The organism is Halobellus inordinatus, from assembly GCF_024498335.1.
GTDB classification, from domain to species: domain Archaea; phylum Halobacteriota; class Halobacteria; order Halobacteriales; family Haloferacaceae; genus Haloquadratum; species Haloquadratum inordinatus.
The window spans coordinates 18,871-34,342 of sequence record NZ_CP101825.1 but is presented as its reverse complement, the minus strand read 5'-3'; the positions used below and the strand labels follow the sequence as shown (position 1 = coordinate 34,342).

The 15,472-nt window shown below is 58.4% G+C and carries 9 protein-coding genes and 1 tRNA gene; 6 read left to right on the top strand and 4 right to left on the bottom strand.

The window, feature by feature from the left end:
• The first annotated feature begins 543 nt into the window (after positions 1-543).
• The 3 genes from NO362_RS00130 to NO362_RS00120 all read left to right on the top strand — a co-directional run bounded on the left by NO362_RS00130 (position 544) and on the right by NO362_RS00120 (position 10,355).
• Positions 544-3,477 carry a BGTF surface domain-containing protein gene (locus NO362_RS00130; protein WP_256545665.1) on the top strand — a complete coding sequence of 978 codons (2,934 nt, stop codon included), beginning with the start codon at positions 544-546 and terminating at the stop codon, positions 3,475-3,477.
• Positions 3,478-3,886: 409 nt separating this feature from the next.
• Positions 3,887-7,399 carry a BGTF surface domain-containing protein gene (locus NO362_RS00125; RefSeq protein WP_256545664.1) on the top strand — a complete coding sequence of 1,171 codons (3,513 nt, stop codon included), beginning with the start codon at positions 3,887-3,889 and terminating at the stop codon, positions 7,397-7,399.
• 112 nt (positions 7,400-7,511) lie between these two features.
• On the top strand, positions 7,512-10,355 hold the full coding sequence (locus NO362_RS00120; protein ID WP_256545663.1) for a BGTF surface domain-containing protein: 2,844 nt from the start codon (positions 7,512-7,514) through the stop codon (positions 10,353-10,355).
• 130 nt (positions 10,356-10,485) lie between these two features.
• On the opposite strand, the gene NO362_RS00115 is transcribed toward NO362_RS00120, so the two are convergent.
• Together NO362_RS00115 and NO362_RS00110 are read right to left on the bottom strand one after the other, a co-directional pair.
• Positions 10,486-10,640, bottom strand: a tRNA-Met gene (locus NO362_RS00115).
• A 94-nt stretch (positions 10,641-10,734) separates the two neighbouring features.
• Positions 10,735-11,409 carry a TVP38/TMEM64 family protein gene (locus tag NO362_RS00110; RefSeq protein ID WP_256545662.1) on the bottom strand — a complete coding sequence of 225 codons (675 nt, stop codon included), beginning with the start codon at positions 11,407-11,409 and terminating at the stop codon, positions 10,735-10,737.
• Positions 11,410-11,718: 309 nt separating this feature from the next.
• On the opposite strand from NO362_RS00110, the gene NO362_RS00105 reads away from it, so the two are divergent.
• Positions 11,719-12,099 (top strand): DUF5830 family protein, encoded by a 381-nt coding sequence (locus NO362_RS00105; RefSeq protein WP_256546647.1) that lies wholly within the window; start codon positions 11,719-11,721, stop codon positions 12,097-12,099.
• A gap of 1 nt (position 12,100) precedes the next feature.
• Here NO362_RS00105 and NO362_RS00100 read toward each other — a convergent pair whose 3' ends face one another.
• Both NO362_RS00100 and carA read right to left on the bottom strand, forming a co-directional pair.
• The gene (locus NO362_RS00100; RefSeq protein ID WP_256545661.1) at positions 12,101-13,387 is read right to left on the bottom strand and encodes a DUF7115 domain-containing protein; all 1,287 of its coding nucleotides are present in this window, start codon (positions 13,385-13,387) and stop codon (positions 12,101-12,103) included.
• A gap of 150 nt (positions 13,388-13,537) precedes the next feature.
• Positions 13,538-14,602, bottom strand: coding sequence for a glutamine-hydrolyzing carbamoyl-phosphate synthase small subunit (gene carA, locus NO362_RS00095; protein ID WP_256545660.1), 1,065 nt, complete (start codon positions 14,600-14,602; stop codon positions 13,538-13,540).
• A gap of 97 nt (positions 14,603-14,699) precedes the next feature.
• On the opposite strand from carA, the gene NO362_RS00090 reads away from it, so the two are divergent.
• Complete coding sequence (locus NO362_RS00090) at positions 14,700-15,122, top strand: Lrp/AsnC family transcriptional regulator (protein ID WP_121569807.1); 423 nt, start codon at positions 14,700-14,702, stop codon at positions 15,120-15,122.
• A gap of 73 nt (positions 15,123-15,195) precedes the next feature.
• Positions 15,196-15,396 (top strand): 30S ribosomal protein S17e, encoded by a 201-nt coding sequence (locus NO362_RS00085; protein WP_121569806.1) that lies wholly within the window; start codon positions 15,196-15,198, stop codon positions 15,394-15,396.
• Positions 15,397-15,472 lie beyond the last annotated feature (76 nt).

Sequence of the window (15,472 nt, the reverse complement as noted above, 5' to 3'; positions counted from 1 at the left end):
CTGCTGTTTGCTCTTCACAACCATATGAAGACCGTCAAGAAGCTATGATTCTACATCCGTACCGCATTTTCAATTGGGCACATTGAACGCCTCCGTTGGGGCTGATCGCGCGTGACTCGGAAAGGCGCCTATACGTGCTCTGTGGCACAGTAGTCTTTTCCTTTCACGGGCTAGGACCGGTCGTTCTAGCGTGCTTGCTGCACTTCTTCTCACTCGGTCTCTGCCAACCCCTGTTGACCTGATTCACGCGCCAGGGGCTTAGTAGCAGGATTTTCATAGAGTCATTCTATGACGACCTCTGTAGATTAGTAACAGTCTAACCTGACTGGCAGAAAATTAAGATTATTCTACTCCCAATACACAAAGCATATACCAAGGGCACTATCACAAACTGATACCCCTACCCAAGAGTCGGTCACAGTATGGAGTATTCAGTCGCGTCCGGCCGGTGGGACTACGATGATCTCGTTGGGCACTGTTGGCAGCGGGGATGACGGCTGTTCGAAACTGCTGTGGCTGCAACCGATGCGAAACTTACCAAAAATGACAGACGGAAACTATACACACAAGGCACGCGCGCTGCTGCTTGCAGCGCTGATGGTCTTCAGCGTCTTCGCTGGGACTGTCGCGTTTGCGGGTTCCGCGAGTGCTGCTAATGTCGCTGATGCCGATATTAGTCCGGAACCCGTTCCAGTTGAACAGGACCCAGTAACGCAAGAAGTCGACGTCACGTTCGACTTTGCTGCTGACGTTGACTCAGCGTCCGGGGAAATTAACCTCAACAGTATTAGCGGAGAAGTTGACAACATCGACGTTGTCGGTGCTGGCGGAGCCTCCGTGAGCAACCTCCAAGCTAATGACCTGAGTACTAATCCCCGCGCGACGTTCACAGTCAACAATGAATCGGACACAACGACTGCGAACCTCAAAGTCTTCATCGAATACGATACGAGCGGAGTGAGCGCTACGGCAGCTGATGGTGACATCAGTGTCACGATCGACGACAGTGCTGCTACTGGTAGTTCCAGCACTGGTACCCAGTCCTTCTCGTACGTCGCCGGTGTCGACGCCCAACTGAACTCAGGGTCGACGTACTGGCAGGGCCAGGAAGGCGCTGTCTATACTGATGGTAACAACGTCAACTTCCAGGGCGGAAATGGCGACATCGCCATTGCCACAGATGACCAGCTCCAGATCCGTGAGTACGACACGAGCGGTGACTCGCCCGAGATCGGGTCACTTGAAGACGAGTTCTCCCTCGAAAACGGCTACGCTGACATCAACACTGACGACCTTGACGGCGAATATGTCGTCACGCCTGCAGCCGACAGCGGTGTCGCGCTGCAAATCACTGACGGGAAGGTCTCTGGTGCAGTTAACGAAACGAACCTCACCAGCTACACGGTCGCGTGGGAAGTCACCACGCAGGACCTGAGCGTCGAGTGGGACGAGGACTCTGTCAACAACGGTGCGACCGACAGTACCTCCGAACTCGACCTCAACACGAACCGTGGGAGCGCTGACGTCGAAGTGAGCGCCGACGGTCTCGAAGAGGCTGACCTCCTCAGCATCTTCTCGGCCTCGGCGTTCAACGCGCAGCCGCTGCCCGAATACGATGACGACTCGGACTCTATGATCGTCCTCAAGAACGTCGGTGACATCACTGAAGACGCCGACTTCGAGGGCATCGACCAAGGCGAGTACGAGTTCTCCTTCGAGGTTGCAGACACCACCGCATCTGACTCTGGCACTGTGGAAGTTACCGAGTCTGATGTCGACGCGTCCTTCTCAGAGGGCGTCACGACCGAAACGGCTGGTGACATCGCGACCTTCAACGTCTCGCTTTCGGACACCGATAGCACGTACGTGCAGTTCGGTGACGAAGACGCTGGCTTCGTCGACGTCCTCTACCTCGAAGACGATGACGACGACGACGAGGTCACCTTCAAGGTCAACCTCCGCACGCTCGGCACGAAAGGTGCCGGCGATGTCTACGACTCTGAAGACGACATCGTCAACAGCGCTATCCACGGGGACCTCATCGGCTCCGACAACGAGCCCAGCTTCTGGGATGAAGAAGTCGATGACGCCGGTGCTGATTACACGTTCCACCAGTACCTCGAAGAGCTTGACCTGATCGACGACGCCGCCGCTGGTGATGACGGTACAGATCAGCTCACGCGGCCGCTGCAGCCCGCAGAGTACGATCTGACCGCTTCGGCTGACGGCCAGTTCATCATCAACGCGGACGGCGAGTCCACGGCTGATGAAGAACTCGACTCCGCGCTGCTCGAACTGACCCAGCCCGGCGTCGAAGGTATCACGATCCACAAGGCAGTCGCCGACAACGCTGACCAAGACGACACCGTGTCCGATCTCGTCAGCTCCGCGACGGCCATCGAAGATGGCAGCGAAGTCGCTATCGACGACCGCCTTGTCGTCCAAGTGCAGGCTTCCGGTCTCTACGGCGCCACCGTCGCTGAGACTGGCAGCTTCGACACGCTCGACGACGGCATCACGATGAACCAGTTCAAAGAAATCTTCGCCAACATCAACGATAACGACGACTGGGACGGCGAAGGAATGAACCTCATCGTGGAAGCCGAGGACGCAACCGGCAACCAAGATGCGACCACGCTGAACTACGATTCGCAGTCGACGACTGACGTCTTCGTGCTCTTCGACGAAGAGAACAACCAGTTCTTCATTGTCGCAGACACGAGCGCGAGCAACGCCTTCGACGGTGACGTCGACGAGGACACTGAGTTCTCGGCCTCGCTCGAATACGAGACCGACGACGAAGACCGCTACGAGTTCGACTACGGCGCGGGTCTCGGAAACAACCCGTACAGCGGTGACGCTGGCGGCGACGTCGCTGGGACTCCTGACGCCGCGTACCCGTTCCTCGGAACGGACAGCACGGTGTCGGAGGACGTCGCGTTCACGATGGCTGAGCGCGATGTCACCTTCGACAGCGTGAGCAGCGCTGGCGTCCTGCAGGCGCAGGCCGCTGAGAACGCTGTGATCTCGGGCACGACGAACATCGCGCCCGGTTCGGACGCTGAAGTGCGCGTCTCCTCGACGAGCGCTGACGTCTCGTTCCGCAGCACGTCCTCGGCGACGATCGCCGACGACGGCTCGTTCAACGCGACGTTCGACTTCAGCGACCAGTCGGCTGGCGACCTTGCTGACACGTCCTTCCGCGTGAGCGGCAGCAACATCGACACGGTCGACACCGAACTCGTTGAATCGGTCCAGACGACGACGGAAGCTCCGGACACCACGGAAGCTCCGGGCACGGACGCTCCGGACACCACGGAAGCTCCGGACACCACGGAAGCTCCGGACACCACGGAAGCTCCGGGCACGACCGAGCAGCCCGCGACTGAAACGCCGACCAGCACGCCTGGCTTCGGTGTGGTCGTCGCACTGACGGCGCTCATCGCCGCCGCGCTGCTCGCGATCCGTCGCGACTAACGACCGACACCTAAACTACCGGACCTAGTCCGGCCCTTCGATTTTCCATTTCTTCGGACGCTACACCACTAGCGACAGCAATCCCGATTCTGTTAGGCACCTCTAGCTAAGACGATATCTGAGATGCAGACCGACACGATACTGACTACTTGTTACTCAAAAGTCCTGTAGTCGCAGTTAGGCCTGCTATGGGTACGTGGCTGGACTTGCAACGTCGGAAAATTATTGTTGCCAGTTATGCTGCCTGTATCGTACTTCGACGAGATTTACAGAGCGGACAAAAGATTCTCATAAGTGTAGAGACAACATAATAAAGTGTTCTTGGGATAGTTACGGACGATACATCCCTCAGGACAGCTACAGTCTGGTCCCTGTGTAAAATGCCAGCCGTGACATTAAGTCAACAAATATGAACAAAAGCTCTCCACACAAGCGACGAGCCGTATTCCTCGCAGCCTTGATGATTTGTAGCGTCTTCGCCGGGACGGTCGCATTCGCCGGGACAACGAGTGCGGCCGCCACGAGCCTTGATCTCGGGAGCGGCGATGGGAATGATCACACTGTCGACCAAGGAACGCAGCTCAATAACGTACAAGTAGATGACGATGATCCAGATAATGCTACCCTATTTGTCTTTATTGACGAGAATGGGAACGGCGCATACGACGATGGTGAGGAGTTCGCCGCAAATGTGTCTGCGTATAACGGAACCGGTGCGGACGCCAATATCGACATCAGTCCACTCGCGACCGATGGACTCGCTTCCGGTGTGTACACTGTCTATGCGTACGAGAACGAGTCGCTAAATGACGGTGATAGCACCTTCGACACCAGCGTGAATCTAACGCTTGACCCCGTTTCGGGGGCAACAAACTTGGATCTTGGTGCTGGTGACAATACCGATCACACTGTTGATCAAGGAACACCACTCGAGACCGTGCAGGTCGACGACAACAATCCTGGTAGCTCCACGCTGTTCGTCTTTATCGACGAGAACGGGAACGGCGTGTACGACGATGGTGAGGAATTCGCTGTTAACGAGTCCGCGTACAGCGGCACTGAGGCCAACGTTAATATTGGGACGCTTGAAACCAGTGGTCTTTCCGTGAAGGTCTATGATGTCTACGCGTACGAGAATGAATCATTAAACGACGGAGATAGCGGTAGTACTAGCGTTCGATTGAAGTTGGAAGATACCCCTGGCGCGACGAACTTAGACCTTGGGAGCGGTGATGGGAACGAACATACCATTGACAGAGGAACTGTTCTCGAGAATGTACAGGTGGATGACGACAATCCAAGGAACACGACACTGTTTGTTTTTGTTGACGAGAATGATAACGGGGTGTATGACTCGGGTGAACCGGTTGCGACCAACGAGTCTGCATATCTGCCCAATGAGGACAATGTTGACATCGGGACACTCGCAACCGACAATCTCGCAGCCGGGACGTACGACATCCACGCAGTTGAGGCTGAGACGCTGAACGACGGCGATAGTGACTTTGATACTAGCGTCAGTTTGACAGTTAGAAGCCTTGCCGACGCATCCGACTACGACACTGAGATCGCGTCTGGGGCGACTTTCTGGGCCGGACAGGAGTTACTCATCACCGGAGGGGGCGAATTAGATCCAAACACGGAGTTGCAACTTCGCAGTTGGGACTCTAGTGACGACCAGATTGGAGGGCTGGAAGAAGAGTTCTCTCTAGATGGATCCGGGACGGCTATTTTTGAGACTGAAGGACTGGACGGATACTACGTGATCGTTCTAGCGAGCAACAACAACGTGATCGTGCAGTTCGATGGCCGTAACGGTCAGGCCACCGGTACGACTACTGATGTCGACAACGATGGCGACAGTGCGTCGTTCGAGATCGTTACTCAAGATTTCGATGTCTCGTTCGATGATGATGAGGTCACCGAACAAGGCTCGACGACGGTCACATTCGACTCTAACCGTGGAACCTATGCTGTTAACGTCAGCGCAGACCGCCTCAGCGCAGAGGAACTTGCGACTATCTTCGGTGACGGATCCGACCAGAATGGCGAACTAGAAATTGAAACGGTTGATAGCGATGAGGACCGGATTACGCTTGCTGCACTTACTGACGGGGAGTATGACATTGGATTCACCGGCATCGACACCGGGGAGTACGACTTTGAGTTCGAGGTGACTGACACTTCTGCCTCCGATAGCGCTACTATCGAGGTCACCGAGCGCGATGTCGACGCCGAATTCGAAGACAGCTCGTATATTCAGACAGCTGGTGACGTCGTTACATTCACGATCGAACTTGAGGATACCGACGATGCGTTCGTGCAGTTCGGCGATGAAGAAGCTGGCTTCATTGATGTACTCTATATTGAAGATGAGGACGATGACGATGAAGTGACGTTCCAAGTCAATACTCGCGCGCTTGGGACGAACGCGCGGTATGATGAAGTATACCATAGCGAAGACGATATCGTCGAGAGCGAACTCCACGGTGGCATTTCCTCAGCGGCGAGGGACCCCGTCTTTGTAGATGAAGATGGTGATGATCTCACTGCAAGCGGTGCGAGCGACGGATCCTTCGCAGCGTATCTCGATGAGCTGGGATTGATTGACGCAGACGACGAAACTCCAACGAACCAGCTCGTCCGGCCGCTACAACCGACGGACTATGATATCGCTGTCGGGGGAGACAATACCTTCATTGTTAACGACGACGAAGAAAGTGTGCTCAACGATGAACTCGATCTTACCGTATTGGATCTGACACGGCCCAACTTAGGAGAAATCGAGACGTTTGTTGCCCCAGCAGATACAGCCGATGAAAACGATGAGATTGGCGAACTACGCGAGGCCCTTACTGCCCGAGAAGAGGTTGCTTTCGACGACCGACTGATCATCCGTGCGGAGGCCAGCGGGATCTACGGCCATATGGTCGCAATTGAGGAGACTAGCGGAGAGGATGGTTTCAGCGCACTTGAAGAAGGCTTCAGTGCGAAGACTCTGCATACGCTTGTCGATGAGCGAGATGGTGAGGGCGTAAATCTAGAAGTCCAAGCTGACGACGCCATCGGCAACCAAGAGCCAACATCGCTGAATCTTGGGAGTGACACGGTCAACGAGCAAGATATCTTCGTACTTGCTGATAACACAGAGGGCGTCCTGTATATCGTAGTTGATACGAGTTCAAGCGACGCCTTCAACAATGATATCGACTCTGAGACTGACTTTACCGTTGAGTTCGAGTACGAAACTGACGAGGACGATTCCTACGAATTCGAGAGTGCCAAGGGCCCTCTGGGCGGTGCCGGCGGTGATCCTGACTCGCCAGCATTCCCGTATTTCCAACCCGGGGAGAACCAATCAAAGAGCGCAGCGTTCACCATTGCAGAGCGTGAGGTCCTCTTCGCCAACCCCAACGATGAGGGAATTATTGAGGTTGCTGTCGGCGGCATCACCGATACACGAGAGGGAACTATCTTTGGCTCAACAAACGTCGCGCCTGGCTCCGATGCAAGCGTCCGCATCCGCTCTGACCGAGGAGTCTCGCCGTCTTTTGCTGGAACGAATGATGTGATGATTGACGAGGAGGGCGAATTTGAGGCCACGTTCGAGTTTACTGATGCAAACCTCAACAATACCGCCGAGGTGACATTCCGAGTTGGCGGTAGCACAGTTGGATCGAATAAAATGGTTATTGTCGAACAGCTTGAACCAACACCGGCGGAGACCACGACGGTAGAGACGACCACTGAGACCACGACACGGATACCAACCGTGACCAGAGGGACAGCGGAGACCTCGCCGCCTACGACCACGATTGGGACGCCAATTCCGACGCCAACAACTACGCCAGGGTTTGGCGTTGGGACCGCGCTGGTCGCCCTCGTTGCTGCGGCGCTGCTTGTGGTCCGTCGTGAGATCTAACAGTATACTCCTCACATTCTCTAGTCTTCGACACCGAACCGCAATTGGATATAAACCAGGCTCGGCACGGGACAGAAAGCGCACAATGATATCCCCTCAGAGGACGCGTGCTGTGTACCTCGCTGTGCTGATAATACTCAGTCCCTCCGCTGGGACTGTCGCGTTTGCGGACACAGCGGCTGCTGATGTGAGTACCATCTCTGTTGAGAGTGCTGACGACGTACCGATCCACCAAGACGAAGTGACACAAGAATTCGAGCTTAGTGTCGAATTTACTGACGACAGCTCAGATGCGATCATTATTAACGGTATCCCAGCTGCCGTTTCAGTCGAGAATATCGACGTACGGTCGGGCAATACGAACAACGTCACCGTTACAGATACCAGTACCAGTGGCCCCTCTTTCGAGCTCCAGAGCCAGGTCGATGGAACGACCACCACAACAGTGTACGTGTCCCTTGAGTACGATACATCTGCGCTGGGAACGAATGCCATCACAACCGGGAACGGCGTCTCCTTCGACTTCGTGGGTGGGTCTGCCACCGGCACAGCTACCTTCGACATCGTTGCAGGCAACGACGCCCAGCTGAACTCGGGCTCGACGTATTGGCGGGGGCAGAAGTTCGCGGTCTATATCGAAGGTGGCAGCTCGATCACCGTTGGTGGGGTAACAATAGCGGATGACGACGAGTTACAGATCCGCGAGTACAATACGAGCGGAGACAACCACCGAATCGGATCGCTCATAGAGGAGTTCCGTCTGGAAAATGGGTATGCTGAGATCAACACCTACGAACTTTATGGAGACTATGTCATCACTCCAGCGTCCGACAGCACCGTCGCCCTTGAGATTACTAATGGGAGAATTACGGCAGGCTACCAGGAAGACACCCTCGCTGGCAGGACGGTCAGGTGGGACGTTACCACACAGGATCTGATGACCGATTTCGACGGGAGGTTTGTCAACAATAAGGAGACCGACAGCACCACGGTGTTCGAGATTAAAACGACCCGCGCTAGCTCAGATATCGAAGTGAGCGCTGACGGTCTGACACAAGAAGAGCTCCTCAGCGTCTTCTCAGCGCCAGCGTTCAACGCGCAACCGCTCCCAGAGTACGACGAGGATTCTGACGATACGATCGTCCTCAAGAATGTCGGTGATCTAACGGAGGAGACCGACTTTGAGGGAATCAAGGAAGGGAAATATGACTTCTACTTCGATGTCGCCGATACAGCGACTTGGAGCTTGGGAATCATTGAGGTCATCGAATCTGACGTTCAGGCTGGCTACCGTGACGAAGTAATCACTGAGACAGCGGGTGACATCGTTGAGGTCTCTGTTCGGCTTGAAGGCAGTGAGAGTGTATATATGCAGATCGGCGGTCAAGAGGCTGGCTTCACAGATGTTCTCTATCTTGAGGATGACGACACTGACGATGACGTCACATTTAGCATTAATACCCGCGCACTGGGCACCGGTGCAGGCGTCGGGGATGTCTACCATACCGAAGGTGATCTTGTCGAGAGTGAAGTCCACGACGGCATCAGCAGTGCCAACGCCGCAGGCTATTTTGAGGAAGATACTGACGGATCTTCCCAAGGCTTTGAGTGGTTTCTCTACGAGCAAGGGCTGATTGACTCCGTTAGTGGGACTCCGACAAACCAACTGAGACGGCCGCTACAGCCGACCACCTACGAGTTAATGCTCGCAGAGAATGGTCACTTTACCGTCACTGGCGAGGGCGAATCTGAAGCAGACGTAGTACTCAACTCTGGGCTGCTTGAGCTAACGCCGCCGAGTATCGACAGCATCACAACTTACACCGCTCCCGAAGGCAACGCAGACGTAAATGATGAAGTTGCAGAACTCCTTGAAGCGGCTACTCCTCGCAGAGAAATTGCAATGGACGACCGGCTCGTCGTTCACGTTGAAGCCACTGGTCTCTACGGAGCGCTCGCATACGAGAACGGTTTTGACGCCCTCACAGATGGGACGAGTCTCGCGGAATTCAACAGAATTCTCACCGGAGCTACTCACGGGCACGACTGGAGAGGCGAGGGAATCAATTTCCATCTTGAGGTTGCCGAGACGTCTGGCAACCAAGAGCCGACATCACTCGACCTCACGAATGACGATACTGGCGAAGGCTTTGTGGCCTATGATGAGCCGAGTGGCCAGTTCTTCATCGTTATTGATACGGGCGCAGATGACGACGTATTCACACAGTCGCTTGCAGACGGTTCTGAGTTCGAGGCGTTGCTCAAATACGAAACGGATGCTGAGGAGCGTTATGCATTCGATACGCGCATTACCGGCGATGTTGGGAGCCCGTACGAGGGAGACGCCGGCGGTAATATAACCGACACTCCTGATGCAGCGTACCCGTACTTCCAGCCAGACTCCACGCAGGAAGCGAGGGTCAGAATGACCATTGTCGAACGTGATGTGATATTCGACACCGGGGATGACGACGTTCTAGAAGTCCCTCTCTCTGGGGTTGCAGATATTTCAGGCAGGACGAATATTGCACCGGGCACAGAGGCACAGGTTCGCGTTTCCTCGATAGATGCGAGCCCACCATTCCGCAGCACGACTGGAATTACTATTGCTAGGGACGGTACGTTCTCGGCTGAATTTGATTTCAGTGAGCAGTCCGCAGGAGGTCTCGCCGGGACTACCTTCTATATCGATGGCAGATCCGTCGGCCAAATCGATACAAAACTGGTAAGCGAGGACAGCACGGACACGCCTCAATCAGTCACACTTGACCTTGACCCAGAAAGATCGACACAGAACACAGAGACGCTGACACCCGAGACGGATACGCTTGTCCCAAGCACGGATACACCTGTTTCTCGGACCGACACACCGGCATCTACGTCCGGTTTCGGTGTGATTGTCGCGCTGACGGCGCTGGCCGCTGCTGCGCTACTGGTAATCCAGCGCAAGCGCTAGAGATACTGTTCGCTTCTTTTTACAGCGCTCGTGTGGGGCCCCAAGCTTCGAACCAGCTGTAGCAGTATGGCAGCAGACGGCTGCTCGGGTCCGTAGTGACGCACTGCTACAACGTCAAGTTCGTGAAAAATGCCCGGGGTGGGCTCCGAACCCACGATCTCCGCATATCCCAGGTCCGAGGCTCGGCGGGCCCCGTGGGGAGCGGCGGAGGCTTCCAAGGCGTACCGCACCGAATCTCAGGAAACCCTATGAGTGCGGCGCTATGTCCAGCTAAGCCACCCGGGCTCACTTCTCCGTTGTTCGATGACGTTCTTAAACCTTCGCAAGTCCGGTGGCCGCGAGAGTGTCTCACAATCGCACAATCGGCCGTATTCCGATCTTATTGGTCTCGGCCAAACACCGCTCCATCGGCACCCGTGCGCTGATCCGCGTACCACCCGTAGACCGTCGGGCCGAGCAGGAGCACGGCCACCAGCATCCCGGCGACAACGACGCGAATATCGGCGGCACCTGCGAGATCTCCAGCCGCGAGTGTCTCTGCCGACGAGCCGGCGAGAATCCCAACGATCACCCACGGAATCTCGCCGATCGCCGTCCCGAGCAGAAACGCCCACAGCGGGACGCCGGCCATTCCCGCGGCGACCGAGACCACGTCCGAGGGGGCCGGGACGAGCCGACTCGCGACGACGCTCCGCACGTCACCGGTCTGCTCTCTGAACGCCTCACCCGCGTCGGCGACGCGACCCGTCCGTCCGAACCGGCGGGCGAGAAGATACGGTGGCACACTCGTGAGCGTGACCAGCGCGAGGGCGAGCGGGAACCCCGACGGCCCGAGTCCGTAGCCGAGGAGCACTGCTAAGAGCGTGGTCGGCCACGCGAGCAGCGGTCGGACGGCGGCCAGTGCGACCGTGACGATAACGAGCCGTACCGGATCGGCGACGAGCCACGCCGCTCGGGAGAGCACCGCATCGGGCGAGGTGACGAGCGCAGCCGCCGCGACGACGACCAGCGCTGCGCCGGCGACTATCCGCGCTCGCAATCGAGACCGGTCCATCGTTTGCAGGTCGCCGCCGGGTCGGGATAACAGTTGGTGACCGACGGTGATCGAGCGGGGGCAAGGTCGGCATATTCATCGTTCCGGCGGGACAGTGAAACGTTATGTCCGCGCACGCGGAAGACAGAGTGAACTGTGGCCGACGACGAGCAATCGGATCTCTCGACGTTCGATGCCGGAAGCGACGCCGACAGCGGAGCCGACAGCGACACAAATCGCGGCGCGGATGGCGGCGCAGAGAGTGGCGATGCGAACGATTCCGGAGACGACAGCCCTGGCCCTGCTGGTGACACAGACGGATCTTCGCCGGTGGGGAGCGTCGCCGACCTCGACAAGAGCGAGCGCGTCGAACTCGGCGTCGACCTCCTCGCACACGTCGAGGCGGAGTCGCTCTCGCTCTCGGAGGCGGTCGATCGCATCGAGACGGTGACGACGAACCCTGCACTGACGCGGGAGATCCTCGATACCGCGGAACTCCGCGGCGTCATCGAGCGCGATGAGGGTCGACTCCGTACGCGCCGTGGCGGGACCTACGTTCGCTTCGAACAACAGGTCGTCGAGCGCGAGGGCGACTACGAGTGTCGGCGGTGCGGAGCGAGCCTCTCGACGGGTCACTTCGTGCAGTTCCAGAGCGGCGAACTCGGCCCGTTCGGGCCGTCGTGCGTGCGAAAAGTGCTCGGTCGAGAGTAGGTTAGCGGCCGCGACGGAGTTCTTCGATGAGCTGTTCGACCAGTTCGCGCTGCGCGCGCAACTCTTCGTTCTGTTGCTCGACGGTTTCTCGGAGTTCTGCCAGTTCCTCGCGAAGTTGCTCCTCTACAGTAGGTGTCGCAGACTGAAAGCCCGAGCCCTCGAATCCGGCGTTGGACGACGGAGTCTCGTTCGATCCCGCCTCGCTCGCCGCGCTCTGCGTGTGGTTTCCCGCTTGTGTCGAGTCAGCGTCCGCCGTCTCGGGCTCTGTGGGTCCCTGAGTGGCGTTCGCCCACGCCGTGTCGTTAGTCTCAGTGGTCTCCGCGGTCGATTGCGTACTAGAACTGGACGCCGTAGCGCTGCTTTCGGCGGTCTCAGTCGCTGTCTCCTGCGTAGGGCGTTCTACCTGCTGGGTGACGCCGTCCGCGCTGGCGTCGGTCGCGCCGGCCTGTGCCGTCGAGAGGTCCGCGCTGTCGCCGGATGCGACCGCATCGGTTGGTGTGGTTTCGGCGTTGTCGCCGGATCGCGTGGCGTTTTCGGGTAGCTCTTCGGGCTCTGCGGGGTCGGCGATCAGTGGGTCGGGACCGTCGCCGAAAGAGACTTCACCCGACTGGTCGCCGTCTGCGACGTCGCTTTCGGCTTCCTCCCCGTCGGATTCTGCGGCGGCACGGAGTTCCTCCAGTGAGTCGACGCCCCAATACGAGAGCAGCGTCGTCTCCAGGGCTGCGCGAACCGCGCGGGCGTCGTCGTTGGGGGCTTTGAACCGCTCCTGGCGGCCATTGACTGTGAGCACGACCGACGTGGCTACGCTGCCGTCCTCGAAGTCCAAATCGCTCACGTCGCTGTAGTGGTAGGACTCGAAATCCTCGTCCCAGAGATTCGCGCCGATGTGGCGCACCACGCGCTCGCTCGCGATGACGATCGTGAGCTCGCTGAACCGGAAGAGGCGCTCCATCGGCTCGTCGTCTTCGAGGACGTCGTTCGCTTTGAACACGCCTTCGACGATCGGCTGCAGCGCGCGTTCGAGCCGCTTTGCGGGCAGCGAAATCGTCTCCTGGCCGTCGAGGCCGTAGTCCAGCGTCACCTTCGCCTTGCGGCGGCCCTCGGAGACGGTGATGCGCTCGGCGTCGTGGGAGTACTCCTCGACCGACTCGTCGGAGAGCAGCCCTTCGGCGCGATAGAGTAGCGTCCGCGTCGGCGTCACGTACAGTTCGTCCTCGCCGCCGAGGTCGACTTGCGCGACCACGTCCTCGCCAGCGAGGGCGGCCTGGACGATCTCCGGTTGGCTCATAGCATCGTTCTCCGTCCGTTTCGTCATAAATCCGTGGGTCTTGCTGGCGCTCGCACGTGATGGTATTCCGAACTTTCCTGGTGGGCGAGCAGACGGCGGCGAAACGGGGTAAAAAGAGCGGAAAAACGGCGGTCGTGGTCGGCAGTCCGATCAGTCGTCGGCGACGACGTGCTGGCTCTCGCCGGTCATCGCGAGGACGTCGTCGAAGAAGCCGAGCGAGTCGTGGGGGCCGGGGTGGGCTTCGGGGTGGTACTGACGGGTGATCACGTCGAGTTCGTCGTTCGCGAGTCCCTCGGCGGTGCCGTCGTTGACGTTGACCTGCCTCACGTCGAGTTGGTCGCCGGGTTCGCCGACGGTGTAGCCGTGGTTCTGCGTCGTCATCACGACCTGTCCGGAGTCGAGGTCGCGGACGGGCTGGTTCACGCCGCGGTGCCCGAAGTCCATCTTCTCGGTGGTGCCGCCGAGCGCGCGGGCGACGACCTGCTGGCCGAGACAGATGCCCGCGATCGGGACCTCGCCGACGTTCTCTTCGACCAGTTCCTGTGCGGCCCCGAAGTTCGCCGGGTCGCCCGGGCCGTTGGAGATGAACAGGAGATCGGGGTCGATCTCGGCGAGGTCCTCGCTCGTGGTGTCGTAGGGGAGCACGTGGACCGACGCGTTGCGTTCGACGAGCGAGTCGACAATCGACATCTTCGCGCCGCAGTCGACGAGCGCGACGTCGACGTTGCCGTCGCCGTAGGTCGTCTGTTCGGCCGTCGAGACGCGCTTGCCGATGTCGACGTGCTCGCTCATCCCCTTGCACTGTTCGAGTTCGGCTTCCGCGTCCGCGGGCGTCACGTCCTCGCCGACGGCGATGCCGCACTTCATCGCACCCTCCTCGCGGATCGACGTGACGAGGTCACGGGTGTCGATGTGGTCGAGGGCAGGGACGTTCTCGTCTTCGAGCCACTTGACGACGTCCTCGGTGAACTCGTGAGAGATCGCCGCGCGCGGGTGGACGCGGTCGGACTCGAATCGCTCTTCTCGGACGCCGTAGTTGCCGATGAGCGGGTACGAGAACGTCAGGACCTGTTCCTCGTAGGAGGGATCGGTCAGGCTCTCCTCGTAGCCGGTGTACGCAGTCGTGAACACTAACTCGCCGCGGGTCCGCCCCGGCACGCGACCGCGGGCCTCGATAACGCGGCCGTCTTCCAGGGCCAGATAGGCGTCCGACATTACGAGAAACGCACGTGATTCTGGGGTATAAGTGTTACTTTCGTAGCTCAGTTACGAATTTCGTAATCGGTAAGCCCCCCGAGCGCGTCTGGGGGGTATGGACGATCTCGATCGCCAGATCCTCGATATTCTCCGCCGGGACGCCCGAACGCCCTACACGGAGATCGCAGCCCAGGTCGGGACCTCCGAGGGGACGGTGCGCAACCGAGTCGAGCGCCTGACAGAGGACGGCGTCATCGAGCGGTTCACTATCTCGACGCGGACGGGAAACATCAAAGCGATGATCGAGGTCTCGGTGAAAGTCGACGTCGACACGACCGAGATCACAGAGCAGATGACAGAGTGGGACCAGGTCGACTTCGTCTGGCAGGTCTCTGGCGAAGAGGACGTCGTACTCGTCGTCGACGCCGCCGATACTCAGGCGGTGAACGATCTCATCACTCGCGCGCGCGAGCTCGACGAGGTGAAGAACACGAAGACGCGGCTCATCCTCGACGAGCGCCTCGGCCGGTCGCCGTAAGATCTGGACGCGACAGCGCCCCACGTCGCGCCGGAACGAATCGTTTTAGTGCGCGCTGGCGGAACAGGGGAGTATGGCGATCAAACCCAAGTACGTCAAACAGCTCGGGAAGCTGCTGCTGGAGAAGTACCCGGAAGCGTTCAACACGGACTTCGAGACGAACAAAGAGAGCGTCGCGACGCTGACCAACGTGGAGTCGAAGGGCGTCCGCAACCGGATCGCGGGCTACATCACGCGCAAGAAGGGCGGTTCGCAGCCCTCCACCTCGGCATAAGTCGGAGACCTGTTTCTGAACGTCGTCGATATCGCGAGCGACTGCCGTCTCTCCTCTCTCGCACGTCCAACAGCGA

Coding starts and splice junctions, on each gene's coding strand:
- NO362_RS00085 (WP_121569806.1), top strand. CDS start 15,196: ATGGCGATCAAACCCAAGTACGTCAAACAGCTCGGGAAGCTGCTGCTG.
- NO362_RS00110 (WP_256545662.1), bottom strand. CDS start 11,409: ATGGACCGGTCTCGATTGCGAGCGCGGATAGTCGCCGGCGCAGCGCTG.
- NO362_RS00090 (WP_121569807.1), top strand. CDS start 14,700: ATGGACGATCTCGATCGCCAGATCCTCGATATTCTCCGCCGGGACGCC.
- NO362_RS00100 (WP_256545661.1), bottom strand. CDS start 13,387: ATGAGCCAACCGGAGATCGTCCAGGCCGCCCTCGCTGGCGAGGACGTG.
- carA (WP_256545660.1), bottom strand. CDS start 14,602: ATGTCGGACGCCTATCTGGCCCTGGAAGACGGCCGCGTTATCGAGGCC.
- NO362_RS00125 (WP_256545664.1), top strand. CDS start 3,887: ATGAACAAAAGCTCTCCACACAAGCGACGAGCCGTATTCCTCGCAGCC.
- NO362_RS00130 (WP_256545665.1), top strand. CDS start 544: ATGACAGACGGAAACTATACACACAAGGCACGCGCGCTGCTGCTTGCA.